Annotated in this window: 25 protein-coding genes; 17 read left to right on the plus strand and 8 right to left on the minus strand. The window is 67.3% G+C overall.

The window, feature by feature from the left end:
• Nucleotides 1-6: 6 nt before the first annotated feature.
• Entirely contained in the window at nt 7-564 is a 558-nt protein-coding gene (locus ACZ0AA_RS15045; protein WP_463513432.1) for a MarR family winged helix-turn-helix transcriptional regulator, read from the minus strand.
• A complete protein-coding gene (locus ACZ0AA_RS15050; RefSeq protein WP_463513433.1) occupies nt 564-821 on the minus strand; it encodes a hypothetical protein in 258 nt (85 codons plus the stop codon). Before ACZ0AA_RS15050 ends, ACZ0AA_RS15045 begins: the two co-directional genes overlap by 1 nt.
• A 120-nt stretch (nt 822-941) precedes the next feature.
• On the opposite strand from ACZ0AA_RS15050, the gene ACZ0AA_RS15055 reads away from it, so the two are divergent.
• The 8 genes from ACZ0AA_RS15055 to ACZ0AA_RS15090 all read left to right on the plus strand — a co-directional run bounded on the left by ACZ0AA_RS15055 (nt 942) and on the right by ACZ0AA_RS15090 (nt 7,380).
• A complete protein-coding gene (locus ACZ0AA_RS15055; RefSeq protein ID WP_400862935.1) occupies nt 942-1,391 on the plus strand; it encodes a MarR family winged helix-turn-helix transcriptional regulator in 450 nt (149 codons plus the stop codon).
• Nucleotides 1,392-1,463: 72 nt separating this feature from the next.
• Complete coding sequence (locus tag ACZ0AA_RS15060) at nt 1,464-1,793, plus strand: DUF7882 family protein (protein ID WP_463513434.1); 330 nt, start codon at nt 1,464-1,466, stop codon at nt 1,791-1,793.
• Between the two features lie 3 nt (nt 1,794-1,796).
• Nucleotides 1,797-2,087 (plus strand): hypothetical protein, encoded by a 291-nt coding sequence (locus tag ACZ0AA_RS15065; RefSeq protein WP_400862932.1) that lies wholly within the window; start codon nt 1,797-1,799, stop codon nt 2,085-2,087.
• 91 nt (nt 2,088-2,178) lie between these two features.
• Nucleotides 2,179-3,402 (plus strand): MFS transporter, encoded by a 1,224-nt coding sequence (locus tag ACZ0AA_RS15070; protein WP_463513435.1) that lies wholly within the window; start codon nt 2,179-2,181, stop codon nt 3,400-3,402.
• Nucleotides 3,403-3,538: 136 nt separating this feature from the next.
• Nucleotides 3,539-4,846 carry an ABC transporter substrate-binding protein gene (locus tag ACZ0AA_RS15075; protein WP_400862926.1) on the plus strand — a complete coding sequence of 436 codons (1,308 nt, stop codon included), beginning with the start codon at nt 3,539-3,541 and terminating at the stop codon, nt 4,844-4,846.
• A gap of 71 nt (nt 4,847-4,917) precedes the next feature.
• The gene (locus ACZ0AA_RS15080; protein WP_463513436.1) at nt 4,918-5,790 is read left to right on the plus strand and encodes a carbohydrate ABC transporter permease; all 873 of its coding nucleotides are present in this window, start codon (nt 4,918-4,920) and stop codon (nt 5,788-5,790) included.
• Complete coding sequence (locus ACZ0AA_RS15085) at nt 5,787-6,680, plus strand: carbohydrate ABC transporter permease (RefSeq protein ID WP_400862922.1); 894 nt, start codon at nt 5,787-5,789, stop codon at nt 6,678-6,680. Before ACZ0AA_RS15080 ends, ACZ0AA_RS15085 begins: the two co-directional genes overlap by 4 nt.
• 1 nt (nt 6,681) lies before the next feature.
• Nucleotides 6,682-7,380, plus strand: coding sequence for an alpha/beta fold hydrolase (locus tag ACZ0AA_RS15090; protein WP_463513437.1), 699 nt, complete (start codon nt 6,682-6,684; stop codon nt 7,378-7,380).
• A 201-nt stretch (nt 7,381-7,581) separates the two neighbouring features.
• Here the strand turns inward: ACZ0AA_RS15090 and ACZ0AA_RS15095 are convergent, their stop codons facing one another.
• Genes ACZ0AA_RS15095 through hisD (ACZ0AA_RS15105) form a run of 3 tightly spaced genes read right to left on the minus strand, consistent with a single transcriptional unit; the run spans nt 7,582 to nt 10,408 of the window.
• Entirely contained in the window at nt 7,582-8,322 is a 741-nt protein-coding gene (locus tag ACZ0AA_RS15095) for an HpcH/HpaI aldolase family protein (RefSeq protein ID WP_463513438.1), read from the minus strand.
• Entirely contained in the window at nt 8,322-9,080 is a 759-nt protein-coding gene (locus tag ACZ0AA_RS15100; RefSeq protein WP_463513439.1) for an SDR family NAD(P)-dependent oxidoreductase, read from the minus strand. Before ACZ0AA_RS15100 ends, ACZ0AA_RS15095 begins: the two co-directional genes overlap by 1 nt.
• On the minus strand, nt 9,077-10,408 hold the full coding sequence (gene hisD / locus ACZ0AA_RS15105) for a histidinol dehydrogenase (protein WP_463513440.1): 1,332 nt from the start codon (nt 10,406-10,408) through the stop codon (nt 9,077-9,079). The genes ACZ0AA_RS15100 and hisD (ACZ0AA_RS15105) overlap by 4 nt, the downstream gene beginning before the upstream one ends.
• Before the next feature lie 100 nt (nt 10,409-10,508).
• On the opposite strand from hisD (ACZ0AA_RS15105), the gene ACZ0AA_RS15110 reads away from it, so the two are divergent.
• The 4 genes from ACZ0AA_RS15110 (at nt 10,509) to ACZ0AA_RS15125 (ending at nt 14,697) form a co-directional block, all read left to right on the plus strand.
• Nucleotides 10,509-11,510 (plus strand): LacI family DNA-binding transcriptional regulator, encoded by a 1,002-nt coding sequence (locus ACZ0AA_RS15110; protein ID WP_463513441.1) that lies wholly within the window; start codon nt 10,509-10,511, stop codon nt 11,508-11,510.
• A 135-nt stretch (nt 11,511-11,645) separates the two neighbouring features.
• Nucleotides 11,646-12,626 carry an ester cyclase gene (locus tag ACZ0AA_RS15115; protein ID WP_463513442.1) on the plus strand — a complete coding sequence of 327 codons (981 nt, stop codon included), beginning with the start codon at nt 11,646-11,648 and terminating at the stop codon, nt 12,624-12,626.
• 30 nt (nt 12,627-12,656) lie between these two features.
• Nucleotides 12,657-13,826: a cupin domain-containing protein gene (locus ACZ0AA_RS15120; protein ID WP_463513443.1), complete on the plus strand. Its 1,170-nt coding sequence runs from the start codon at nt 12,657-12,659 to the stop codon at nt 13,824-13,826.
• On the plus strand, nt 13,819-14,697 hold the full coding sequence (locus tag ACZ0AA_RS15125; protein ID WP_463513444.1) for a nitrilase-related carbon-nitrogen hydrolase: 879 nt from the start codon (nt 13,819-13,821) through the stop codon (nt 14,695-14,697). Before ACZ0AA_RS15120 ends, ACZ0AA_RS15125 begins: the two co-directional genes overlap by 8 nt.
• Before the next feature lie 242 nt (nt 14,698-14,939).
• On the opposite strand, the gene ACZ0AA_RS15130 is transcribed toward ACZ0AA_RS15125, so the two are convergent.
• Nucleotides 14,940-15,866, minus strand: a complete 927-nt coding sequence (locus tag ACZ0AA_RS15130) for a LysR family transcriptional regulator (RefSeq protein ID WP_463513445.1) — start codon at nt 15,864-15,866, stop codon at nt 14,940-14,942.
• Nucleotides 15,867-15,942: 76 nt separating this feature from the next.
• Here ACZ0AA_RS15130 and hisD (ACZ0AA_RS15135) point away from each other — a divergent pair, with 76 nt between their 5' ends.
• Nucleotides 15,943-17,259, plus strand: a complete 1,317-nt coding sequence (gene hisD, locus ACZ0AA_RS15135; protein ID WP_463513446.1) for a histidinol dehydrogenase — start codon at nt 15,943-15,945, stop codon at nt 17,257-17,259.
• 212 nt (nt 17,260-17,471) lie between these two features.
• On the opposite strand, the gene ACZ0AA_RS15140 is transcribed toward hisD (ACZ0AA_RS15135), so the two are convergent.
• Nucleotides 17,472-18,224 (minus strand): SDR family NAD(P)-dependent oxidoreductase, encoded by a 753-nt coding sequence (locus ACZ0AA_RS15140; protein ID WP_463513447.1) that lies wholly within the window; start codon nt 18,222-18,224, stop codon nt 17,472-17,474.
• Nucleotides 18,225-18,294: 70 nt separating this feature from the next.
• On the minus strand, nt 18,295-19,368 hold the full coding sequence (locus ACZ0AA_RS15145; RefSeq protein WP_463513448.1) for a LacI family DNA-binding transcriptional regulator: 1,074 nt from the start codon (nt 19,366-19,368) through the stop codon (nt 18,295-18,297).
• Nucleotides 19,369-19,565: 197 nt separating this feature from the next.
• On the opposite strand from ACZ0AA_RS15145, the gene ACZ0AA_RS15150 reads away from it, so the two are divergent.
• From ACZ0AA_RS15150 to ACZ0AA_RS15165, 4 genes are read left to right on the plus strand one after another with little or no spacing between them, the layout of a single operon-like run.
• On the plus strand, nt 19,566-20,948 hold the full coding sequence (locus ACZ0AA_RS15150) for an ABC transporter substrate-binding protein (protein ID WP_463513449.1): 1,383 nt from the start codon (nt 19,566-19,568) through the stop codon (nt 20,946-20,948).
• Nucleotides 20,948-21,886, plus strand: a complete 939-nt coding sequence (locus ACZ0AA_RS15155) for a carbohydrate ABC transporter permease (RefSeq protein ID WP_463513450.1) — start codon at nt 20,948-20,950, stop codon at nt 21,884-21,886. Before ACZ0AA_RS15150 ends, ACZ0AA_RS15155 begins: the two co-directional genes overlap by 1 nt.
• An 8-nt stretch (nt 21,887-21,894) precedes the next feature.
• Nucleotides 21,895-22,728: a carbohydrate ABC transporter permease gene (locus tag ACZ0AA_RS15160; protein ID WP_400862897.1), complete on the plus strand. Its 834-nt coding sequence runs from the start codon at nt 21,895-21,897 to the stop codon at nt 22,726-22,728.
• A 36-nt stretch (nt 22,729-22,764) separates the two neighbouring features.
• On the plus strand, nt 22,765-24,279 hold the full coding sequence (locus tag ACZ0AA_RS15165) for a glycoside hydrolase family 32 protein (protein ID WP_463513451.1): 1,515 nt from the start codon (nt 22,765-22,767) through the stop codon (nt 24,277-24,279).
• Nucleotides 24,280-24,293: the final 14 nt, after the last annotated feature.

The following is a 24,293-nucleotide window of genomic DNA, read 5'->3' on the forward strand; positions in this document are numbered from 1 at the left end:
CGGCGATTACTCGCCGGAGGACTCGGATTCCTCGTGCGAGCGGATGACGTCGCGCAGCTCCTGGTCGAGATCCGACGCCTCTTCGATGGCGGAGGTCATGCCGGCGAGGAACCGCGTGACCACTGCGCGTTCCTTGTCGCTCATCTCGTCGACGAGCGCCAGCATCCGCCTGTGCATCGCACCGAGGGTCTCGCGAACCTCGTCGTCGCTGCTGACCGTCGGCACCACGATTCCTGCGCGCCGATCGGTCGGATGCGGCTCTCGCTTCGCGTGCCCGCCCTTCTCGAGGCGGTCGATGAGCGTCGTCGTCGACGCCGTGGAGATGTCGAGCATGCGGGCGATGTCGATCGCTCGGACGATGCGACCGGCGCGCTGCTCACGCAGCAGGAAGCGCAGGGCTACGAGGTCGGTCTCGTTCATCTTCATCGAGACGCGGGTGCGTGCCCGCATCGCCGTCTCGGCCGAGCGGTAGCGACGCAGCATGTTGAGAACGTCGACCGTGCTCGCGCTGTCGGACTCGGGGTACCAGTAGCCCGACCGGCCGAACTCCTCAGGGCGCTCCATCAGGCCACCTCGCCATCGTCGCTCAGGCTTTCTTCACTTCCACGGGATTCCACCTCGCGTGCGAGCATCTCGGCCGCGCCGGACTCGACCTCGGCTGGCACGATCCGCAGGATCCCACCGGTGATCGCGTCATGCTCGGCCGTGACGATCTGGTCGATCCGCCACGTGGGCACGGAAGGAAAGTCCGCGCGCAGGCGATCGATCATGTCGGCGTACATGATGTACCCGGCATCTTCGAGTGCGAATCGCTCGACCATGACTCCCCTTTCCCAGAATTCCATCATCTCACCTCGTAAGAGTGGCTGGTCGCATTGGATTTCACTAGGCAACCTGGTTACCTGTTTCTCGAGTACCATGGAGGGGTCAGGGGGTGACGCATGAACAGCAGGACCGAGACGACGACACGGGCGACCGAACTCGTCGCACGTGTCGATGAACTCCGCAGGGCGGAGGCCCAGTTCGGGCGACGCCTTGCCGCCGTGCGTGCGCCGAACGACACCGATCGAGAGGCGATGAGGTACATCCTCGACGCCTCTGACGACGCCCCCGCCACACCGGGCGGACTCGCCGCTCACCTGAACGTCAGCACGGCGGCGATCACGAGCCTCCTGCGTCGACTTCAAGAGCGTGGTCAGATCGTCGTGGGGCCGCATCCTGCCGATGCTCGGTCAAAGGTGCTGCGTCCCTCGCTCCGCGACCTCAACGCCCAGGCCGATGAGCTGACGCAGCGTATCGAGTCGCTCGCCAGCGAGTTCACCCCGGATCAGACCGACGCGATCACTCGCTTTCTGCGACGTCTGGCGGAGGAGATCGGCGACCTTCCCTAGGTTCGACTATGATTTAGCTAGGTAACCTAGTAATCTATCTCTCAAGGGAAATGTTCGTCTGAGGGAGAGCACATGGGACGCCTGACGTACGGCAACACGGCAACGCCGATCGAGGTCGACGATCGGCTGCTGACGCACCTGCGGCTCGTGATCGTGACCAAGCTGCGGCGAAACGAGTCCTTTCCTCTGACGCTCGCGATGGGTGACGGGGTCGCCGAGACGATCTGGGTGCACGCGTCGATTCCTCTGCGCTTCTCCATGACCGAGGAGACGGATGTCGATCGTTCGCTGGTGGTCGCGATGATGAACGCCGCGAGCTCCGGCGGAGGCCTCGACCTCACCCGCGACGAGTTCGCCCGCGCGCTCGACGGGTCTCGCACCCTGCACGCGATGAGTGCGTGAACCATGTCTGCACGAATCAGGAATGCCGCGAAGGCGGCGACGAGTGCGCGGGTTCGCGGAGCCTCGCGGCCTCGAGGGCTGTGGGTCGAGGTCGACCCCGGCTTCCACGTCGGCAACGACCGACGTCAGTTCCTCGGGTCGATCACCGGGACGCCCCGCGAGGGCTTCCGGGCGTTCGGGGCGCAGTCCGAGTTCATCGGTCAGTTCGACCGTCTCGATGACGCGAAGGCCGCGATCGCCGCGGCGTCGGCGAGCGTCGGGGAGTCTGCTCGGGTCGAACCGCTGCTGGGCTGACGCGGACCCTGGTCGCGGCGTCGAGGTGCCTCGGCCCCGGCTGCGCGGAGGCGATTTTCCACGGCGGCCCGTGGCGTGTACCGTCGTTGCTATGACTTCGATCGAATCGATTCGACGGCCCGCCGTGGACCGGGCGACCCGTCGCGCGCGGATCGCCGTCTCGGCGCTGTTCCTCACGAACGGCGCGCTGTTCGCCAACATCCTGCCGAGGTACCCGGAGATCAAGGCGGCACTCGAGCTCGACAACGCCGGCTACGGCCTCGCGATCGCCGCCTTCCCGGCAGGCGCCATCGCCGCCGGACTGTTCGCGGCCGTGCTGATCCGCCGATTCGGCTCGGCGCGGATCGCAGTGATCGGAACGATCGGAACAGGACTCGGGCTGCTCGCCGCAGCCCTCGCGCCCTCCGGCATCCTGTTCGCGGTCGCCCTGCTGCTCGGCGGGGCCTTCGATGCGGTCACCGATGTCGCGCAGAACGCGCACGGGCTCCGAGTGCAGCGGCGCTACGGCCGCTCGATCATCAACTCGTTCCACGCCATCTGGTCGATCGGCGCCGTGCTCGGTGGCGGCATGGCCGCAGCGGCGATCGCGCTGCAGCTTCCGCTCGGCGTGCACCTGGGCATCTCGACCGCGGTGTTCGCGGCTGTCGCATTCACCGCCCTCTGGTTCTGCCTGCCCGGTCGCGACGAGGAGGCGGATGCCGAGGCGACGGCCGAGCCGGTCGAACTGAAGACCGCGGTGCGCCGTGGTGTGAGCCCGCGGACCGTGATGATCCTCATCGCGCTCACCCTCATCGCGATGGCCGGGGCGATCGCCGAGGACGCCGGCAACTCGTGGGCGACCCTCTACCTCAGCGAATCTCTCGGTGCTGCGGCCGCGATCGCACCCCTCGGATTCATCGCGCTGGTGGGAGCGCAGTTCATCGGACGGATGCTGGGCGACGGCATGACCGACCGGTTCGGCCAGCGCGCCGTGGCCCGCGTCGGCGGGTTGATCGCCGCGGCGGGCATGACCCTCGCGCTCCTCTTCCCGAGCGTGCCCGGAACGATCGCCGGGTTCGCCGCCGTCGGCTTCGGCATCGCGACGCTGATTCCAGCGGCCATGCATGCGGCGGACGAGCTGCCGGGTCTGCGGCCGGGGGCAGGCCTCACGATCGTGTCGTGGCTGCTGCGACTCGGATTCCTGCTCTCGCCGCCGTTCGTGGGCTTCATCGCCGACACCGAGAGCCTGCGGGCCGGACTGATCGTGGCGCCGGCTGCGGCAGCGGTCGCGGTACTGCTCGCCGGTGTGCTCGAGAAGCGTCGACCGCGGGGCTAGTCGGCGTCGGCGGGCGGATGCCGAACCTGTCCGGGCCCACCCCGGCGCGCGTTTCCGCAGTATACGTATTCAATCCCTAAAGTTTCCTGGAATGTAGGCTTCCCTAAGTCCGTTGCATACGTATACCATCAGCGACATGGGACACATCAAGCATCGGGCACTGCCGGTACTCGCCCTCGCAGCTGTGGGCATGGTCGCCCTCTCCAGCTGCGGCGCCGGGACCCGCACCGACAACGAGAACGCGACAACGGTGTCGTGCGACTACACCGCTCCGGAGGGCAAGACCACGGTCAACGTCCTCGCATACAACTCCTCCGCCATCGACCCCTTCACCGACACCATGGTCTCGAGCTGTTCGACCGATGACGTCACGCTGAAGCACGACCCGATCGACTTCGGCGGCCAGGTGACCAAGACCACTGCCACGCTCTCGGGCGAGACCGGCACGTACGACATCGTCGAGACCTACGGATTCGTGATCCCGAGTCTGGCTGAAGACGAGAAGCTCGTCCCGCTGAACGATCTCTTCGACAAGTATGCCGACGACTACGGTCTCGGTGACATCAGCGAGTCGATGCGCGAGGGCATGTCGTTCGACGGCGAGCTCTACGCGCTGCCCATGCAGGCGCAGATGTTCGTCATGGCCTACCGCACTGACATCTTCGAAGACCTCGGGCTCGAGGTGCCGACGACCTTCGACGAGATGATCGCCGCCGCCGAGGCGATCAAGGCCGAGGGCCTCATGGACTACCCGATCGCCCTCCCGTGGCTCGCGACGAGCGACGTGACGACCGGCTTCCAGGCCGCGATGAACTCGGTCGACGCCGACTTCGTGACCGCTGACGGCGAGGTCACCCTCGACACCGACGAGGCCAAGCAGGCCGTCGAGTCGATGCTCGCGCTGAAGCCCTACATGGACCCGCAGGTCACCACCTTCGATCAGCCCAAGGTGCAGCAGCAGATGTTCAACGGCACCGCGGCGATGTCCATCATGTTCTCCGGACGCATGATCGACCTCACCCTGCCGGCCAACTCGAAGCTGTCCGACTCGTTCGGCTTCGCGGGTGCTCCGAAGATCTCCGACGACGCCGCGTACTCGTACAACCGCCTGTCGATCGATGGCTGGTCCATCCCGTTCAACACCAAGCTCGACCACGACATGCTGTTCGTGATGATGGCCTCGGCCGTCAGCGAAGACGCGTCGACAGCGTCGGTCCCCGCCGCCTACCCGGCGCGCGAGGGCATGGTCACCGACGAGAACTCTCCCTACGGCGCCGCGGCGAACGACTCGCTCGCCTCGGCGAAACCTCCGATCGTGTCGCCGGTCATCGCCGACATCACCAACGAGATCCGACCGATCCTGGTCGAGATCCTCAACGGCAACGTCTCCGTCGACGACGGACTCGCGCAGATGCAGGCCGCCGGCGAGAAGATCGCCGGCTGACCCCGACCATCGGTCGATGACTGCGGCCTGAACTCGAGGTTCAGGCCGCAGTCCTTTCAGGAGGGACGAACATGAAGGCACGCGAATTCTGGTTGCTCTTCGCCCCGAGTCTGGTGGTGATGTGCGCTCTGCTGGTGCTGCCCCTGGTGCGCACGGTGCAGTGGAGCTTCGAGCAGGTCCGATACGGCACGCCGGGAACCTTCGTGGGGTTGTCGAATTTCACCGACGCACTCACGGACCCGCGCTTCCACAAGGCGGTTCTCTTCACGGTGACCGTCACCGTGATCACGACGATCATCCTGCTGGTGGCCGGCTACATCATCGCCACCGGCATCAACCGCATCACGACATCACGTCCGCTGGTTCTCGGGATCATGCTGGTGTCGTACGTGCTGCCGAACCTCGTCGGCGCCGTCGCGTTCTCGTGGCTGTTCGACGACAACTTCGGCGGCGTCGTGAACCGGCTGATCGGCTTCTTCGGCGGATCACAGGTGCTGTGGTTCACCGACCAGGTGCCCAACGGCATCCTGGTGATCGCGAACACCGTGTGGCACATGCTGCCGTTCGCCATGCTGATCATCCTCGCGGGTCTCCAGGGAGTGCCGGCCGAGCTCAAGGAAGCCGCCAAGATCGACGGCGCCAATGGGTTCCAGACCCACCTCAATGTGATCATCCCGACGATCAAGGGCGTGCTCGGATTCGTGACTCTGATCACGATCATGGACGTGCTCAGGATGTTCGACAACCTCATCCCGCTGTCGCCGCAGGCGCAGTCGATCGGCAACGAGTCGATCATGCTCTACGTCTATTCGGTCGCGTTCGCCGACGGGGCGGAGAAGCTCGGGCTCGGCAGCGCGATCAACGTGCTCACGATCCTCCTGATCCTCGTGATGCTGATCCCCTTCATCCGCGACATCTTCAAGGAAGCGAAGGCAGAACGATGAGTCTCACCTCCTCCGAGCTCTCGACTAGGGCCATCATCACGAGCGGCGCGTCGAAGCGCCGCCGCCGCGGCCCCAGCCGTCCGCCGGTCATCACCGGCCTGCTCCTCGCGATCCTCTGCATCGTGATGCTCAGCCCGTTCATCTGGATGATGCTCTCGGTCACCAAGCCGACCGACGTCGCCTTCTCGAACCCTCCCGTGCTCTGGGACTACCAGCCGACGCTGCAGGCGTTCGTCGACCTCTGGGAGACCACGTACTTCGCCGACTACCTGATCAACACCCTCGTCGTGGCAGTGGTCTCGACGGTGATCGCCCTTGTCATCGGCATCCCCGCGGCGTATGCGCTCTCGCGGTTCCCGAGCTACGTCTCGGCTCTGCTGCTCGTGGTCGCCCTGGTCTTCCGCGCGCTGCCCCGCTTCGCCGTGGTGCTGCCGATGTACGACATCAGTCGAGCGCTCGGCATCTACGACACCACGTTCGCCCTGGCGATCGCCCTGGTCGCGATCAACCAGCCATTCACCATCTGGCTGCTGCGCAACTTCTTCGCCGAGATCCCCAAGGAGCTCGACGAAGCCGCCATGATCGACGGCTGCACCAGGATCGGGATGCTGCGCAGGGTCATGATCCCGTTGATGGGCCCGGGCATCCTGACCGCCGGGATCTTCGTGTTCCTCTTCGCGTTCCAGGAGTATCTGACTGCGCTCGTGCTCACCGACACCTCGTCCAAGACCGTGCCGGTCTTCATCGCGACGCAGCTCGGGCAGACTCTGCCGATGCTGCAACAGGCGGGAGCGGCATCCATGCTGCTGACGATCCCGGTGTTCGTGATCGCATTCATCGCGCAGAAGTACCTCGTCGCCGGCCTCAGCGACGGTGCTGTGAAGGGCTGACGTGCCGGTCGCAGCCCCGCCGCTCGTGCTGCTCGCCGGCATGAACTGCACCGCTGATCTCTGGGCCGACGGCGGACTCGACGGGGCGATCCGGCCACTGCTGGATCGCCCCACCATCACGGATCAGGTCGCGGCGCTCCTCGACGGGCTGCCCGATCGGTTCGTGGTGGTGGGGCATTCCCTGGGCGGCATCGTCGGCATGGCACTCGCGCTCGCCGCGCCGTCACGTGTCGCGGGGCTCTGCCTCGTCTCGACCAACGCCAAGACGCCGACCGATGCGCAGCGCGCAGGATGGGGCGACTGGCTCGCGCAGCTCGACGAGGGCGGCGAACCGAGGGGGCTGCAGGAGAGCATCCTCTCTCCGCTTCTCGGGGAGGCGCTCGTGCGCGACCGACCAGATCTGGTGCAGCGGACGCTGAGCATGGGGGAAGAGACAGGCCTGGAGCGGCTGCGGGCGCAGTTGCGGATGCAGCTCACGCGCACCGATCTGCTCGCCCGCCTGCCCGACCTGCCGATGCCGACGCTCGTGGTGTCAGGGCTCGACGACGTCATATGCCCGCCGCACTTCCACACCGAGATCGTGTCGGCGATGCCAGACGCACGGCTCGTGACACTGGATGCCGGTCATCTGCTGCCACTCGAGCGGCCGCGTGAGTTCGGGCGTCTCGTGCGGTCGTGGATGTCGCAGCAGCGACTCTGAGCCACTGGTGCGGGAGTCATCGCGCCGACGCCCTCGTGGGAGGAGAACTCCCTCTCGGGAGGAGAGAATCCGGGGGAATCTCCTCCCGACGGGGTGTTCTCCTCCCGACGGGGTGGGCGGGGTCCTCGGATGGCAGAGATCCGCTCAGCCCGGTCGCTCAGCGCGGTCGCTCACCCCGCGTCGCTCAGCGCGCGGGCGTGCTCAGCGCGCGGGTGTCGCGAGACCGCGCAGATGCGCCATGAGCGAGGATGCGAGGTTGTAGACCACGAGGTCGGCGCCGTCGACGAAGGCCGCGCTGGCGGCATCCCTGGTTCCGACGATGTCCATGCGCAGCGAGCCGGCCCGAGCCAGGGCGGAATGCACCGCAGCGATCGCCTCTGGCACCGGCAGATCCTCGGGGGCGGAGCTGGCCGCGAGGTCGGCAGGACCGACCATGATGCCATCGAGTCGCGGCACCGCGATGATCGCATCGACGTTCGCGACTCCGCGGGGCGACTCGATCATGCCGAGCACCAGCGTGTTCTCGAGCCACCAGTCGCGGTGCTGCGCGGGGTCGACGAGCCCGAAGCGCCCCGCACGGCTGTAGGTCGCGAAGCCTCGGTCACCGACGGGCGGATACATCGACGCGGACACCAACGCCTCGGCATCCGTCGTCGTATCGAGGTGCGGCGCCAGGATGCCCTCTGCGCCCTGGTCGAGCACCCGCAGGATCTGCCCCCGGTCGCCTTCGCCGACCCGCACGATCACCGGCACGTCGTGCACCTGTGCGAGCGCGATGTGCTGGCGCAGGGCGACGAGGTCGGCCGGTCCGTGCTCGCAGTCGATGAGCACGAAGTCGAACTCCGCGACAGCGAGCATCTCGACGAGCTCTTCCGACGGCATCCGCAGCAGGGCGCCGATCAGCTTCTCGCCCGCCCGGGCCCTGGCGCGCAGCGACGGCATCACGCCACCATCCCGGCCGAGAGGTCGATGTCGGCACCGCACATGCCCGGCATCCCGAGCATCGCGATGACCGCCGCGCCCACCTCGTCTTCGGTGACCATGCGGCCGAGCGCTGCGCGCGAGACGAAGGCCTGCTCGGCATCGCCGACACTCGTGCCCGATCTCTCGGCTTCGAGGCGGAAGTTGCGCTCCATGCGCGGCCCCTGCACCGGACCCGGCGACAGCGAGTTCACGCGCACACCGGCGGGGCCGACCTCGAACGCGAGGGTCGATGTCAGCCCGATCACGGCCATCTTCGAGGCACAGTACGGCGTGCGATGCGCCAGCGGACGCTTGCCGGACACGGATGCCACGTTGATCACGTCGCCGTCGCCGCGCTCGACCATTCCGGGCAGCAGCGCCTTGCAGAGCAGGAAGGTACCGCGCACGTTGACGGCGAAGACCTCGTCCCAGTCGGCGACATGGATGTCGGTGAGGGCCGCGACCGGACCAGGGATGCCGGCGTTGTTGACGAGGATCGACACCTCGGTGCCGACGAGCTGCTCGCGCAGCGCCTCGACGGATGCCGGGTCGGCGACGTCGCACGCGATCCCCCGCGCCCGCGAGCCCAGGTCGGCCGAGACCCGATCGAGCTTCTCGGCGTCGCGACCGACCAGCACGACGTGGGCGCCGGCGGCGTGCAGCGCCCGGGCGATCGCCGCCCCGAGTCCGCTGCCGCCGCCGGTGACCACGGCAGTGCGACCGGCGAGGTCGGTCACCGCGTCTCCGCGCCGACTGCGGCGTGGCTCTCGTCGATCCAGGCGAACTCGGTGCCGGCATGCCGCCAGGCGCGCGCATCCCCGGACCGAGCATGCCCCTCGAACAGCTCTACCCGTGCAGCGCGACCGCACACGGCACCGAGTTCGGCAGACGACTCGGTGTTCTGCACCTCCTGGTACGTCACGGTGCGCAGGTACTTGCCCACCCAGAGCCCGCCCGTGTAGCGCGCGGCACCGAGCGTCGGCAGCACGTGATTCGTGCCGATCACCTTGTCGCCGTACGAGACGCAGGTGTTCTCGCCGAGGAAGAGCGCGCCGTAGTCATGCATCTTCGTCAGGGCCTCGCGCGGGTTCTGGGTGAAGATCTGCACGTGCTCGAAGGCGAAGTCGTCGGCGATCCGGTAGGCCTCGTCGAGGTCGTCGGCGACGATCACCTGACCCCAGTCCCGCCAGGCGGGTCCCGCGTAATCGCGGGTCGGCATGCCGGGAAGGATCTTCTCGATCCAGTCCATGACCTCTTCGGCCAGCGTCTGCGAGGTCGTGACGAGCACCGCAGGGGAGTCGGGGCCGTGTTCGGCCTGAGACAGCAGATCGACCGCGGTGAAGAACGGGTCTGCGTGCTCGTCGGCGACGATGAGGATCTCGGTGGGGCCGGCGAACAGGTCGATGCCGACCTCGCCGAACAGCTGCCGCTTGGCCTCTGCGACGTAGGCGTTGCCCGGCCCTGCGATCATGTTCACCGGCTCGATCGTGTCGGTGCCCACGGCCATCGCCGCGACGGCCTGCACTCCGCCGAGGATGTAGATCTCGTCTGCACCGGCCATCTTCATCGCGGCCACGGTCGCCGCGGGGATCTCGCCGCGGATGGGCGGGGTGCACGCGACCACGCGGGGCACGCCGGCCACCTTGGCGGTGATGATCGTCATGTGTGCGGCCGCCGTCAGCGGGTACTTGCCGCCGGGGATGTACGCCCCCGCGGCCTGCACGGGAACATGCTTCTGGCCGAGGAACACCCCTGGAAGCGTCTCGACCTCGATGTCGACGAGCGAATCGCGCTGCGCCTGAGCGAACCGCCGCACCTGACTCTGGACGAACTCGATGTCGGTGATGACCTGTGCGTCGAGCGTGCCGATGATCTGGGCGACCTCGTCGTCGGAGAGTCGGTACGAGTCGCGACTCCAGTTGTCGAACTGCTCGGCGTACCGTCGCACGGCGGCGTCGCCGCTCTCGCGGATGTCGCCGATGATTCCTCTCACCCGCTCGGCGACGTCCTGCTGAGCGGTGTCCGCGAACGTCTTCGTCGGCGCGGTCTTGAGATGCAGGGGCATGGCCCTTCCTTCCGTTGCATACGTATGTGCTGATTATGACCGCGTATGCATTCGGGCGTCAAGAGCAGTAGAATCCGTGAGATCGAGGGGGAGGCGCCAGATGGTCGTCACGAGTCGTGATGTGGCCCGCTTGGCGGGTGTCTCGCAGCCGACGGTGTCACGCGCACTGCGCGACGATGCGCGGGTGTCCGAGGCGACGAAGCTTCGAGTGCGCGAAGCGGCCCAGCTGCTGGGCTACGTGCCGAGCGAAGCGGGGCGTGCCCTGTCGTCCGGACGCACCCGGCGCATCGGCCTGCTGCTGACCGATCTCGACAACCAGTTCTATTCGCACATCATCGCCCCGGTGCACAGGGAGCTCGAGGCTCTCGGCTACCAGCTCATGCTGCACACCGAGTCGGCCGACAACGACACGATCGTCGAGCGTCTGCTCGCCAACGGGCTCGACGGCGTGATCCTCGCGACCACCACGGTCGAGTCCGTCGCGCCGCTGCGTCTGAAGGACCGTGGCCTGCCGTTCGTGTACTTCAACCGCACCGGCTCGTTCGTCGAGGCGGATGCCACGGTGGTCGACCCCGGACCCGGATATCGAGACGCTGTTCGGCGAGCTGTGGAACTGGGGCACACGCGGGTGGGCGCGGTGCTGGGGCCGAGCAACACGAGCACGGCGCAGAGTCGGGAGGCGGCACTGCGCGACGCGCTGGCCGCGGAGGGTGTCGCGTTGAACGAGAGCGATGTCCGGCGTGTGCCCTACGGGGCCGCGGAGGGCGAAGCGGCGGCATCCGAGATCCTCGCGGGCGGCGACCGTCCGACTCTGCTGTTCTGCGGCAATGACGTGGTGGCCTACGGAGCGCTGAACGCCGCCCACCGCGCGGGTCTGCGGGTGCCGGACGATCTCTCGATCCTCGGATTCGACGACCTGCCGGAGGCGGCCTGGCCGATCATCGACCTGGCCACGATCGGCTATGACATCGCCGGCATGGCTCGCACGGCCGCAGACCTCATCGTGCGTCGCATCGAGGACCCGCAGGCCGAACTCGAGAAGACGCGCTTCGAGTCCGTGTTCGTCTCCCGCAGCACTCTCGCGGCCGTGCGCGCCGACTGACCTCGCCTCCCGGCGATGATCACCGTGTGCGCAGGATCGTCTCTTGCGTCCGTTTGTGCATACGCATACACTGACGGAGACGAAGCCAGCGATCACCGATGAACCGCAGCTTCGCATCTCGAAGGAGTGAAAAGCGTGTCTCTCGACCCGGTTGCCTACCTGCCGTACAAAGACCCCGACGACTTCATCCGTGAAGTCACCGATCTGATCTGGGTCGATCGGTCGATCAGCTTCATCCGTGAAAACTACGAGCCCGACTCGATCGTGCACGGCGCCTACGGCACATCGACCACGCGTCAGGAGGTCATCGAGGGAACGCTCATGCGCATCTCGGCGACGCCCGACCGCACCGGCCAAGCCGAAGACGTGATCTGGGAGGCGCGCGGCGACGATGCGTTCCTCAGCTCGCACCTGGTGCTCTCGGGCCATCTGCAGACGTCATCCCACAGTCGCACGATCGCCAACTGCCTTTATCGCAAGGGCCGCATGGTGGAGGAGTGGGTCGTGCGCGACTCGCTCGCCGGCGCGCTCGAGCGGGGCGACGACCTCGATGAGCTCGCGCGTGCGCAGGCCTTCCGCGGCTACTCGGGCTCATGGCTCGAGTCGGCGCCGGTCGACCCGATCGCGAAGGGCGACTCGGGTGTCCGGCCCGACGACCATCGTGCCGAGGTCGAGACCGTGATCGACATGATCCAGACGGTCTGGAACGAGCGCGACCTGCAGAAGGTCGAGAAGTTCTTCCACCGCGACCTCGTGCTGCTCACGGTCGGCAACCGGGTCGTCATCCGCCCCGAGGGGTACCGGCGCGCGCTGCTGCGGTTCCTCGAGTCATTCCCTGCCGGACAGTTCGAGATCCGCGACATCCAGACCAACTACGACGTGCGGTATGCGGGCCTCCGGGTCGCCGTCACGTGGAAGTTCGTCGGCGACTACAACGGCGCCCCCAACTACGGAAGCCTCACCGGCAAGCCGGTCGACCTGATTGGCATCTCGCAGTTCACCTTCCACCAGGGGGCCCTCGTCAAAGAGGTACGCCTGTGGGACGACATCGCGCTGCGCGCTCAGATCGCCGGCGCCCGCGGCGACGAGCCCGCCGCCTTCAGCAACATCTACTGATCAACGACTGATCGACTAGGAGAAGAAGAAATGAGCAACGCCATCGTCGACGCGGCCGACGTCATCGTCGACGCGAACGAGATCGAACGCCGCACCATCCGTCGCTCCGACTGGGTGCCGTGCAACTCGGCGTTCATCGACTGCCGCACCCCGGGGTCCGACCGCAAGGAGAACTACTCCTTCATCGGAGCCGGTGTCTCGCAGAACGCCAGCCAGTACGTGAACCTCGAGGTCAACCACGGCTTCAACACCGGCGCGGCCGGCATGCCGAACGGGATCTCGAACAACCTGCACCTGCACTTCACCGCGGAGGTCTTCATCAACCTCGGCGGCGAGTTCCGACTCCGGTGGGGCGTAGACGGCAAGCAGGGCGAGTACATCAGCCACGACGGCGACATCGTCACGATCCCCACGTGGATCTTCCGCGGCTTCACCAACGAGGGGCCGGATGACGGCATCCTCTACACGGTGCTCGGTCGCGACGACAACGGCGGCATCATCTGGGGCCCCTCGGTGCTGCGCGAGGCCGAGTCGTACGGGCTGCACCTGACGGCCGACAACAAGCTCATCGACACGGTCGCGGGCGACGTGCTGCCCGACGACGTGCCGCTGATCACGCCGATGAAGCAGCACTACATCGACGAGCTCACGACCTACACGGTCGAGGACATGCGCTCGCGCGTGATCCAGCCGGGCGACCGCAAGTACTCGGCGGCGGCGCTGCTCTGTGCAGCGGTCGACGGCGGTCGTGTCGAACTGGCCACCGCGATCGGGTACGGCATGAGCGAGAACCGTCGCCAGGTACCGAACGTGACCGAGCCCCACTCGTTCAACCTCGCGTGGGTGCGAGCCGAGGCGGGGCAGGGTGTGCTGCGCCACCGGCACGACAAGACGCAGGCGCTGCTGTTCAAGACCGGTCGCTGGGAGGTCACCCTCAACGGCGACCCGTCGACCGCGGTCACGCTCGGCGCCGGCGACACGTTCTCGGTGCCCGAGGGCAGCTGGCGTTCGTATGTCTGCGTCGAGGGCGATGAGACCGGCACCGGAACGGTCCTCGTGATCAACGGCGGCGACGACCGCGTCTACCTCGAGTGGGCTCCCGAGGTCGTCGAGGCCGCTGCTGCCGCCGACTGGACCATCGACCCCAACGGCTACCTGGCCCCGCTCGGAGTGATGGTCACCGCCACCGAAGATGACTGAGACGACAGGGGCGCGAGGGGCTGCCGGCTCCTCGCGCCCCGGCGTCTCCGCGGATGGTGCGGGTGCAGCGGATGCCGGGGGGCTGCGCGTCGCGGCGCTGTCGCCCGAGATCTTGATCGGCGATCTGGACGGCAACCTCGACCGCATCCGTTCGGCGATCTCGGCGGCCGCTCGTCGCGGGGCGGAGCTGATCGTGCTGCCCGAGCTCGCCATCAGCGGCTATGTGTTCGCCGATCCGGAGGAGGCGCGCGAGGCGGCGATGGCTGCCGACGACCCTCGATGGGCTTCGCTGCAGGAGGCGATCCCCGAGGATGCCGTCGTCGTGGTCGGCTACGCGGAACGCGACGGCGACCGTCTCTTCAACACCGCCGCCGTGCTCACCCACGACGTGCGCCTGGCGGACTACCGCAAGTCGCACCTGTGGGGTGACGAGAAGCTCGTCTTCGACACTGGCTCCGAGGCCGGAATCGTGGTCGAGGCTCCGTTCGGGCGCCTCGGGGTGGCGCTCTGCTACGACAACGAGTTCCCCGAGGTGCCCCGCCGCCTCGCCCTCGCCGGTGCCGATGTGCTCGCGCTGCCCGTCAACTGGCCACTCGTCCCTCGCCCTGAGGGCGAACACGCTCCCGAGCTGATCCAGGCGATGGCGTCTGCGCGGTCGTCGCGGCTGCCGGTCGTGATCGCCGACCGCTGGGGCTCCGAGCGCGGGGTCGCGTGGACCGACGGCACGGCGATCATCGACGAGCAGGGCTGGATCGTCGCGTTCCGCGCCGTGATGGGGGCGACGGCTGTGCTGTCGCTGGACGCCGTTCGCAGCAAGGCGCTGCCGCCGCACAACGACCTGTTCGCCGACCGTCGGGCCGACCTGTACTGAGCGGGTATGTGAAGTCCGGCCCCGTGCCGGGTGCCGGACCTGACCCCGTGCCGGATGTGGGACCTGAGCACGGATGCAGGAACTGACCCCGTGCCGGTCGTGTCCTGACCCGTGCCGAATGCAGGACCGAAGCGCGGATGCAGGGTGGCATCGCCGATCTGGTCCTGCATCCGTGCTCTCGTCCTGCAAACGGCGTGCGGTGGGCTGGCGAGGCGGCGCCGCCCGCCCACCCGGAGTCGGCCTCAGCCGAGGGCCGTGCGCCCCTGATGCTCCGGAAGGCGTTCGCGCAGCATCCGCTCTGCCAGCTCGGCGAGCTTCTGCGTCGCGGGTGAGAGCAGCACGCCCTCGCGCTGCACGAGCGCGATCGTGTCGTGCATCGGCTCGGCGAACGGGAACGTACGGATGCCGACGGGGAACGCTTCGGATTCGGCGATTGAGCGGGACACGATCGTGTCGGCCGTGCCTGCGGCGACGAGGCTGAGTGCTGTCTCGACGTGCTCGACCTCGACCGCGGGTTCGATGGTGAGCCCGCGCAGCCGTGCGCGTTCGAGCAGCTGGCGCCTCGTGGGGTCGTCCCATCCGGCGAAGGCGTCGTAGAGCACCAGCTTGGCTTCGGCGACCTCGTCGACCGTGACGGCGCCTGCTTCTGGTGGCCGTGTGGCCGAGGCGTAGAGCACCTCGTCGCGGAAGAGCGGGCGCACCTCGAGGCCGTCTTCGTCGACCGGCAGCACGAGCAGCCCGGCCTCGAGTTCTCCTGCGGCGATCGAGCGCGCCACGTGCGCCGAGTTGATGCCGACCAGCCGCAGCCGCACGTTCGGATGCCGGTGATGGAAGGTCTCTGCGAGGTCTGCCAGCGCGTAATACGCCGCGTTGCGCAGCACGCCGAACGTGCAGGTGCCGCGGTCCAGCGAGGTGAGCGAGTGGATGGTGTCGATCCCGTTCTGCACCGCGCTCACTGCCTGCGCCGCGTGGGGGCGCAGTTCGAGTGCAGCGGCCGTCGGCACGAGGCGTCGACTGCCGCGCGCGAAGAGAGTGACGCCGAGTTCGCGTTCGAGCCGCGCGACGAGCTCTGACACCGAGGCCTGAGTCATGCCCAGGCTCCTGCCCGCCGCGGTGAACGAGCCGTCATCGAGTGCAGCGAGGAAGGCGGTCAGCTGCGTGATGGTCATATCCAATGGTAAACCCGATGGATCACCACGGACCATCAGGGTTGTCTCGTGGATGCGGCGGATCTAGCCTTCCTGCATGCGCTACTCCTCTGCCGTCCTCGCCCGCTTCGACGGCGACTTCCGACACCTCAAGACCCCGCTCATCGATGCCCCCGCCGCGCAGCGGGATCCGGCAGTGATCGAGACCGTCACGAGCATGCTCGCCGACATCCGCGAGCGCGGCATGGATGCGGTGCTCGATTACGCCCGCAAGCTCGACAACTATCAGGGCACCGACATCGAGCTCACCGCCGAGCAGATCGCCACGAGTGGTGACCGCCTCGCTCCCGACCTCCGTGCGGCGATCGAGCTCGGCGCGGAGCGCACCCAGGCTTTCGCCCGCGCATCACGCGAGCATCTGACCGATTTCGAGACCGAGTTCGTTCCCGGCATCGTGACGGGCGCGAAGTACATCCCGGTCTCACGCGTGGGCGCCTACCTTCCGGCCGGGCGCTTCCCGCTCACGGCGAGCGCCTTCATGACCGTGGGTGTCGCGAAGGCTGCGGGCGTGCCCACCGTCATCGCGTGCACTCCTCCTCAGCCCGATGGCGCGGCGAACGACGCCGTCGTCTATGCCGCACATCTCTCGGGTGTCGACCGGGTGTTCGTGATCGGTGGCGTGCAGGCGCTCGCCGCCATGGCGTACGGGCTGCTCGGTGACCTGCCCGTCGACATGCTCGTGGGCGCGGGCAACGCGTTCGTGGCCGAGGCCAAGCGCCAGCTCTTCGGCACTGTGGCGATCGACCTGCTGGCAGGGCCCAGCGAGGTCGCCGTCATCTCCGATGAGACCGCCGACCCCGTGCTGGTCGCGGCGGATCTGCTCGGCCAGGCGGAGCACGGGCCGAACTCGCCCGCCGCGCTCATCACGACATCCGAAGAGCACGGGCATGCTGTGATCGCCGAGATCGAGCGACAGCTCGAGACGCTCGCGACCGTCGATATCGCCGGGGCTGCCTGGCGCGACTACGGCGTGGTCACGGTCGTGAAGGACCGAGAGACCGCAGTCGCCCTCATGGACGACCTCGCCCCCGAGCACCTCGAACTGCTCACCGCCGACGACGACTGGTACCACGAGAACCTGCGCAACTACGGTTCGATCTTCCTCGGGCCGTGGAGCACTGTCGCGTACTCGGACAAGGGGATGGCCGGTACGAACCACGTGCTGCCGACAGCCGGTGGGGCCAAGCACAGCGCGGGTCTCTCGGTGTCGAGGTTCCTCAAGCCGCTGACGTATCAGCGCATCAGCCGCGAGGCGACGCCCGAGCTCGCCAACGCCGTGCAGGTGATCTCGGACTCGGAGGGCATGGCCGCGCACAGCGCGACGGCGACCCTGCGGCTGGACCGCCTCGCCTGACTTCCTCGGGGCGGGAACTCCGAGGTGACCTGGTCCGGTGTCGACGGGTAGGTCGGTGCCGGATGCAGGCCCTGGTCCGGTGTCGACGGGTAGGTCGGTGCCGGATGCAGGACCGAAGCACGGATGCAGGACGAGATGGTCGATCTCGTCCCGCATCCGTGCTTTCGTCCTGCACACGGGCCCAGCGCTGAGAGGCGCGCGGCGGCCGAGCCTCAGAGGGCGGTGTAGCCGCCGTCGACGAGGTGGTAGCTGCCGGTGATGAAGCTGGCGGCGTCGCTGGCGAGGAAGGCGATGAGGTTCGCGACCTCGTCGGCCTGGCCGAGACGGCCGATCGGGTGCTTGCTCACGAGGAATGCCTTTGCCTCGTCGCCCATGGTGGCGAGCAGCGGGGTGTCGATGAAGCCGGGGCCGACCGAGTTCACGCGCACGCCCTGGGCGGAGTACTCGAGTGCGGCCGACTTGGTCATGCCGACGACCGCGTGCTTCGCGGCGACGTAGGCGGGAGAGCCGGCGAAGCCGACGCTGCCGAGGATCGACGCGATGTTGACGACCGAGCCGCCGCCGTTCGCGAGGATCGACGGGATCTGCGCCTTCATGTTGCGGAAGACGGCGTTGAGGTTGATCGAGATGACCTTGTCCCACGCCTCGTCGTCGTATTCGGCCGTGGGGGCGGATGCTCCGCCGATGCCGGCGTTGTTGACGCCGATGCGCAGCGGGGCGAGCGTGTTCGCGAGCTCGACCGAGCTGGCGATCCAGTCGGTGTCGGTCGCATCTCCGACGGATGCCTCGGCGGTGCCGCCGGCGGCGCGGATCTCTTCGACGACCGCGTTCGCGTTGTCCGCGTTCAGGTCGTTGACGACGACGGATGCGCCGTTCTGGGCGAGCAGCAGCGCGGTCGAGCGTCCGATTCCGCTGCCTGCTCCCGTCACGATCGCCGAGCGGTTCGAGACGTCGTACTGAGCCACGAGTGGCTCCTCTCTCGGACGGTCACGGTGCCGGGAGATCTTCTCGGACGGTCCGTCCTCGGCTTCCAGCCTACGCCTGTCTCACGGAGATGGATTCGCCTGAATGAATCTCGGCTGCTCGATCAAGGCCTCGTATCGAGGCCCGTTCGATGACCGGCATCGGGATCAGCACGGCGTCGAGGGGGCGCTCGCCGAGCAGCATCTCGACCGCCGTGCGACCCATCACGTCGTACGGGAGCCGCGCGGTCGTGAGCCCCGGTCGCTGGAAGCTGGCGAGCTCTTCGTCGTCGAACGAGGCGACCGAGATGTCGTCGGGAACTCGTAGCCCGCGCTCGGCGATCGCCTGGTAGGTGCCGAATGCCACGCCGTCGTTGCCTGCGAGGATCGCCGTGATGTCGGGGTGCGCGTCGAGCATCTGCAGCGTCCGCGTGTATCCGATGTCCGGGTTCCACTCCGGGACGTCGATGATGAGCGGATCGACGCCGGCCTCGGCGAACGCGGCGCGGATGCCGTCGAATCTCGGGCCGATGGTCACCGAGTGCAGGGGGGACGAGACCGCGCGCGGGTTGTTGCCGATCACCCCGACGAGTCGGTGCCCGGCGTCTGTGAGCAGGCGCGCCATCGCATGACCGGCGACCCGTTCGTCGGGGAGCACGGAAGGGTGCCCCGTCGTCGACGTGCCGTTGACGATCACGACCGGCACGTCGGCGGGTGTCTCGGGCACCTCGATCATGCGGGCGCCGAGGAGTCCGATCAGGATGCCGTCGACCCGGCGGTCGATCATCGCCTGGATCTCGTCCGAGATCTTCGCGTCGTCGCCCTCCGTCTCGGCGATCAGAACGGTGTGGCCATGCTCCTTCGCCGCGGACAGCAGGCCGCGGATCATCTCGGAGGCGTAGCGGGTCACGGTGATCTGGTCGGAGATGAAGCCGAGAGTCTTCGTCTTGCCGAGACGCAGGCTCTGCGCCGCGGGATTCGGCCGGTAGCCGAGCTCCTCTGCGGCGGCGCGGACCCGGCGGGCGGCGTCGGCGGACAGACGTGAGCCCGGCCGGTCGTTCAGGATCATGCTGACGGCGGTCTTCGACATGCCCGAGAGCGCGGCGACGTCGGCGAGCGTCGGCCTGCGATCGACGTTCTTCGGCACCGGCGTCCTCCTGTCGTGACATCTCCAGCTTAGGCAGTGCACGGGATGCCGCGGAACCACTCAGGTTGAATTGATTTAGCAAAATCGTTGCGGCAACACATCGGCGATGCTAACCTCGGCGATGCTGAATCAATTTAGCTTCGGCGGTCAGGGCCCGTTTCCCTCGCCGCGAAGTCATTCACTCAGGAGAGAACATCGTGGTTGATCTCACTCGCAGGGCTCTGTTCGGCGCGATCGGACTGGGCATCGTCGGCACCGTCGTCTCGTGGCCGAGGCTCACCGGAACTGACATCCCGGGACGCGGCAAGGACACTCTGACGGTCGCCCTCTTCGGCACCGCGCAGGACGCGGTGGCGCGTCAGGCGCTGGTCGACGGCTTCCAGCGCAAGCACCCCGGCGTCGAGGTGCGCATCGTCGCCATCCAGGGACAGGACTGGAGCGAGTACTTCGCGAAGATCCTCACGATGATCGCAGCCGGCACGCCGCCCGACGTCGTCACGGTCGCGACGGAGGGTGCGCAGCTCTTCGCCTCGCGTCTCGCGCACCCGCTCGACGACTATGTGCGCCGAGACGCATCGGAGATGCAGGAGTACTTCGACGACGTGAACCCGACCCTCATCGAGGCGTTCATGTACCAGGGCAGCCTGTTCCAGATGCCCGACAACTTCAATGCGGCGAACGTCTTCTACAGCACGACGGCGATGGAGCGTGCGGGGCTCGAGCGCCCCGCCGACAACTGGACGCTGGAGGACTTCCTCGGCACTGCCCGTGCGATGAAGAAGAGCGCCTCGGGGCAGTTCCTGCCGTATTTCTGGAACAACCGGCTGTGGGGCGGCGTCGTCCCGTGGCTGTACGTGAACAACACGAGCTTCCTGCACGAGGAGAAGGCGAGCGGCGGCGACTGGCTGTGGGACCGTTTCTACCCCGACCAGCCGGCACGCAGCGGCGGCTACGTGTGGAAGCAGGCTGACGCTCTCAACGAGCACGCCGTCGAGAGCTTCTCGGTGCTCGAGCGGATGGTCTCGGAGGGGCTCGCCGCGAACCCTGCACAGGGGGGCGGAAACGAGCTGGTCTCCCTGTTCTCCACCGGCTCGGTCGGAATGACCCCCGCGGGAGGCTTCTGGGTCAGCGGCCTCGAGGAAGCGGGCGTCGCGAACGACGCCTACGACGTGACCTACTTTCCGAGGATGTCGGGGCAACGGCACCAGTTCGGGGCGGGAGGCTACGCGATCATGGAGACCTCGCCCCGCAAGGACGAGGCGTGGGAATGGCTCAAGTACTGCGTCTCGGTCGAGGGCATGACGATCGCCCACCCGAAGCCCGATTCGTCACTCCCTCGTCGCTCCCTGAACACGAAGCTGTACGGCGCGGGGGTGGGGCCCGCGCACTGGGAGGTCTTCTACGACACTCTCGACAAGTTCCCCGACACAGGTCCGATGCCGGCGCCTCCGCAGCAGGCCGCCGTCGAGTCCGCGCTGCTCAAGAACGTGGTGTCGACCATCACGAACGGTCCGTCCGGCGTCCGCCGCGGGCTCGAGACGATGCAGCGGGATCTCGAACTCGCACTGAGGGGAAACTGATGTCCGCAGACAGCACCCGCACACTCACCGTGCCGCCCGGAGCGCGGAGCGAGACCGGCACGGTCGCCCGCTCAGGCCGGTCCATCATCTGGGTCTTCCTGGCACCCACCCTGATCGGCCTCGGGCTGTTCAACTTCGTCCCGATCATCGGATCGTTCGTCCTGGCCTTCTTCCGCTGGGACATCATCTCGGATCCGGTCTTCGTCGGATTCGACAACTTCGTCGACCTGGTGGCCAACCCGACGGTGCGGGTGTCGTTCCTGAACACCATCGGCTTCGTCATCGTCGCCGTCATCCTGCAGCTCGGCGTAGCCCTGGTGCTCGCCGTGCTCGTCCAATCGAAGATGCCGACGTGGCTGCGTACCTTCTTCCGATCGTCGCTGTTCTTTCCGCTGATCCTCTCGGCCGCATCCGTCTCCCTGATCATGGCGTACCTGTTCAACCAGGAATTCGGGCTCGTGAACCAGACACTCAACCTGATCGGCATCGCCGACGTCGGGTGGCTGACGACCGGGTTCGGCGCGAAGGTCGTGGTGCTGCTGGTCTACGTGTGGCAGAACTTCGGCTTCACGTTCCTCCTCTTCATCGGCGGGCTCGCCGCGATCCCGAGCGAGGTCTATGAGGCATCCTCGCTCGACGGCGCGGCCGGGTGGACCCAGTTCCGCATGATCACGCTGCCGCTGGTGAGCCCGACCCTGCTGGTCGCATCGGTCATGGCCATCATCAACGCACTGCAGATCTTCGACCAGCCGTGGGTCCTGACCCGCGGCGGGCCCGGTGATGAGACGCGCACCGCCGTGATGGTGATCTACGAATCCGCCTTCCGGGAGCTCGACTTCGGCGGCGCCTCCGCCATCGGAATCGTGCTGACGCTTCTGATCATGCTCGTCACGGCCATCCAGTTCCGGCTGAGCCGCCGATTCGTCTTCTACGGGTGAGGCCCATCATGACAACGACAGTGGTTACGAAGCGTTCCTGGCTCTACACCCTCGGCACGGGCGGCAAGTTCGCCCTGCTCGGACTCGCGGCCCTGCTGACCCTCGGTCCCGTCGTCTGGACCCTGATCACGGCGCTGTCGCCGACCGACAGCGTCACCCAAGAGGTCACCGTGGGCTTCGGAGCCTTCGCAGACGTCTTCACCAAGATCCCGCTCTGGCTGTATGCCTGGAACAGCGCGCTCGTGGTGATGCTCGTCGCCGCCGGGCAGATGCTCTCCGCCGCGATGGCCGGCTACGTCTTCGCGAAGTTCGAGTTCCGCAGCAAGAAGCTGCTGTTCGCGTTGATCCTCGCGACCATGATGGTTCCGCTGCAGGTGACGATCGTGCCGGTGTTCATGCTGGTGAGGGGGATGGGGCTCGCCGACACGCTTCTGGCGCTCATCGTGCCCGCTTTGCCCACTGCGTTTGGCACGTTCCTGATGCGGCAGTACTTCATGGGGATCCCGACGGAACTGGGGGAAGCCGCGCAACTCGACGGCGCGGGACCCTGGCGCACGTTCTTCGGCGTGTACCTGCCGCTGGCGACGCCGGGTCTCGCGATCGTCGGCATCCTCGCCTTCAACTATCACTGGAACGAGTTCTTCCGGCCGCTGATCATGACCATCAGCGATCAGAACTTCACCCTGCCGTTGGGACTCGTGACGCTCCAGGGCAACCTCGGCACCGGGAGCATCTCGACCGTGCTCGCCGGGGTGATCCTCTCGATGATCCCCGCGCTCCTGGTGTTCTTCTTCGGGCAGAAGCCGCTGCGCGAAGGACTCACAGCGGGCGTCGGCAAGTGACGCACGCCCCCATCAAGTAGAAAGACGACTGCCCCGGTGACCCCCACTGACCTTCCCCCGGTCCGCACCACGAGCCCGCGAATGCACTTCGCTCCGCGCCACAACTGGATGAACGATCCGAACGGTCTCGTCTTCCACAACGGCCTCTACCACCTGTACTTCCAATGCAACCCGCACGGGGTCTCGCATGCAGACGTGAGCTGGGGGCACGCGACGAGCACCGATCTGATGCGGTGGACCGAGCATGACCCGGCGATCCTCTGGGATGACGATGCGCAGATCTACTCGGGCTCCGTGGTGGTCGATCACGGCAACACGTCAGGATTCGGTACCGCCGAGGAGCCCCCGCTCGTCGCGCTGTACACGGCCGCGGCGCCGGGGCATCAGGCTCAGGCGCTCGCGTACAGCACCGACGGCGGGTACGTCTGGACGAAGTACTCCGGCAACCCCGTGCTCGACCGCGGCACGCGCGACTTCCGTGATCCGAAGGTGTTCCGCTATGACGACGGAGGCGATGGGTACTGGGTGATGGTCGCGGTCGAGGCGGAGGACCGTCAGGTGCTGTTCCATCGCTCCGACGACCTCAAGACGTGGACGTATCTCTCGTCCTATGGTCCGGCCGGTCCCGTCGGCGGGGTCTGGGAATGCCCGGACATGTTCCCGCTCGCCGTCGACGGCGACGAGGGCGATGTGCGCTGGGTGCTGTTGATCAGTCTCAACCCCGGCGGCATCGCGGGCGGCTCGGGCACTCACTACGTCGTGGGCGACTTCGACGGAACGACGTTCCGCGCCTCCGTTCCCCACCCGACGCCCTCGCGGCGGCTGATGGTCGACCGCAGTCAGTCGCGGGAAGAACTGGAGGAGTACGGCTGGATCGACTTCGGTCCGGACTGCTACGCCGGTGTCACATTCGACGGCCTCGCCGCGCACGAGCGGACGCTGATCGCCTGGATGGACAACTGGAAGTATGCCGGTCGCATCCCGGGCGAGGACTCCGACGAGCACCGTAGCGCGATGACTCTTCCTCGACGCCTCTCGCTCACTCGTGACGAGACGGGGGTCGAGCGACTGCGGCAGCAGCCGGCGGTCGGACTCGAGCTCGGTGAGAGCATCGACCTCGGCAGCAGTGTGACCGGTCGCGTCGCGCTCGCCGAAGGAGTCGCCGGTGCCGCGCGTCTCGGCTTCACGGCGACGTTCGGAGATGCCCAGAGCGTCGAACTCCACATCGACTCGGCATCGGATGACGGAGGGGTCGTGATCCGACAGGACCGCGCGAGTGGGCGCATCGAGCTCGAGCGTCCCGGCGCGGGAATGCCGCCAGGTTTTCATGGGTCGCCCTCGATGAGGCTCGACCGGCCGGGCGAGATCGGATGGGACATCTGGATCGACGATCTGAATGAGCGGGTGTCGTCGGTCGAGCTGTTCGCACAGAACGGCGAGAGGGTGCTCACTGCGCTGATCCCCGTCGCCTCGCCGCGCACCTACACCGTGTCAGCCGTCGGAGGATCCCTGCACGGGGCGCGAGCGGATATCGCGGAGAGGGGATTTTGACCCCTGGCGGCCGC

This window comes from Microbacterium sp. AC035, from assembly GCF_979258485.1.

Bases quoted from the DNA above. Each gene is read 5' to 3' on its own strand.
- ACZ0AA_RS15045 (WP_463513432.1), bottom strand. From the start codon at position 564: ATGGAGCGCCCTGAGGAGTTCGGCCGGTCGGGCTACTGGTACCCCGAG.
- ACZ0AA_RS15050 (WP_463513433.1), bottom strand. From the start codon at position 821: ATGGTCGAGCGATTCGCACTCGAAGATGCCGGGTACATCATGTACGCC.
- ACZ0AA_RS15055 (WP_400862935.1), top strand. From the start codon at position 942: ATGAACAGCAGGACCGAGACGACGACACGGGCGACCGAACTCGTCGCA.
- ACZ0AA_RS15060 (WP_463513434.1), top strand. From the start codon at position 1,464: ATGGGACGCCTGACGTACGGCAACACGGCAACGCCGATCGAGGTCGAC.
- ACZ0AA_RS15065 (WP_400862932.1), top strand. From the start codon at position 1,797: ATGTCTGCACGAATCAGGAATGCCGCGAAGGCGGCGACGAGTGCGCGG.
- ACZ0AA_RS15070 (WP_463513435.1), top strand. From the start codon at position 2,179: ATGACTTCGATCGAATCGATTCGACGGCCCGCCGTGGACCGGGCGACC.
- ACZ0AA_RS15075 (WP_400862926.1), top strand. From the start codon at position 3,539: ATGGGACACATCAAGCATCGGGCACTGCCGGTACTCGCCCTCGCAGCT.
- ACZ0AA_RS15080 (WP_463513436.1), top strand. From the start codon at position 4,918: ATGAAGGCACGCGAATTCTGGTTGCTCTTCGCCCCGAGTCTGGTGGTG.
- ACZ0AA_RS15085 (WP_400862922.1), top strand. From the start codon at position 5,787: ATGAGTCTCACCTCCTCCGAGCTCTCGACTAGGGCCATCATCACGAGC.
- ACZ0AA_RS15095 (WP_463513438.1), bottom strand. From the start codon at position 8,322: ATGCCGTCGCTGCGCGCCAGGGCCCGGGCGGGCGAGAAGCTGATCGGC.
- hisD (WP_463513440.1), bottom strand. From the start codon at position 10,408: ATGCCCCTGCATCTCAAGACCGCGCCGACGAAGACGTTCGCGGACACC.
- ACZ0AA_RS15110 (WP_463513441.1), top strand. From the start codon at position 10,509: ATGGTCGTCACGAGTCGTGATGTGGCCCGCTTGGCGGGTGTCTCGCAG.
- ACZ0AA_RS15120 (WP_463513443.1), top strand. From the start codon at position 12,657: ATGAGCAACGCCATCGTCGACGCGGCCGACGTCATCGTCGACGCGAAC.
- ACZ0AA_RS15125 (WP_463513444.1), top strand. From the start codon at position 13,819: ATGACTGAGACGACAGGGGCGCGAGGGGCTGCCGGCTCCTCGCGCCCC.
- ACZ0AA_RS15130 (WP_463513445.1), bottom strand. From the start codon at position 15,866: ATGACCATCACGCAGCTGACCGCCTTCCTCGCTGCACTCGATGACGGC.
- hisD (WP_463513446.1), top strand. From the start codon at position 15,943: ATGCGCTACTCCTCTGCCGTCCTCGCCCGCTTCGACGGCGACTTCCGA.
- ACZ0AA_RS15155 (WP_463513450.1), top strand. From the start codon at position 20,948: ATGTCCGCAGACAGCACCCGCACACTCACCGTGCCGCCCGGAGCGCGG.
- ACZ0AA_RS15160 (WP_400862897.1), top strand. From the start codon at position 21,895: ATGACAACGACAGTGGTTACGAAGCGTTCCTGGCTCTACACCCTCGGC.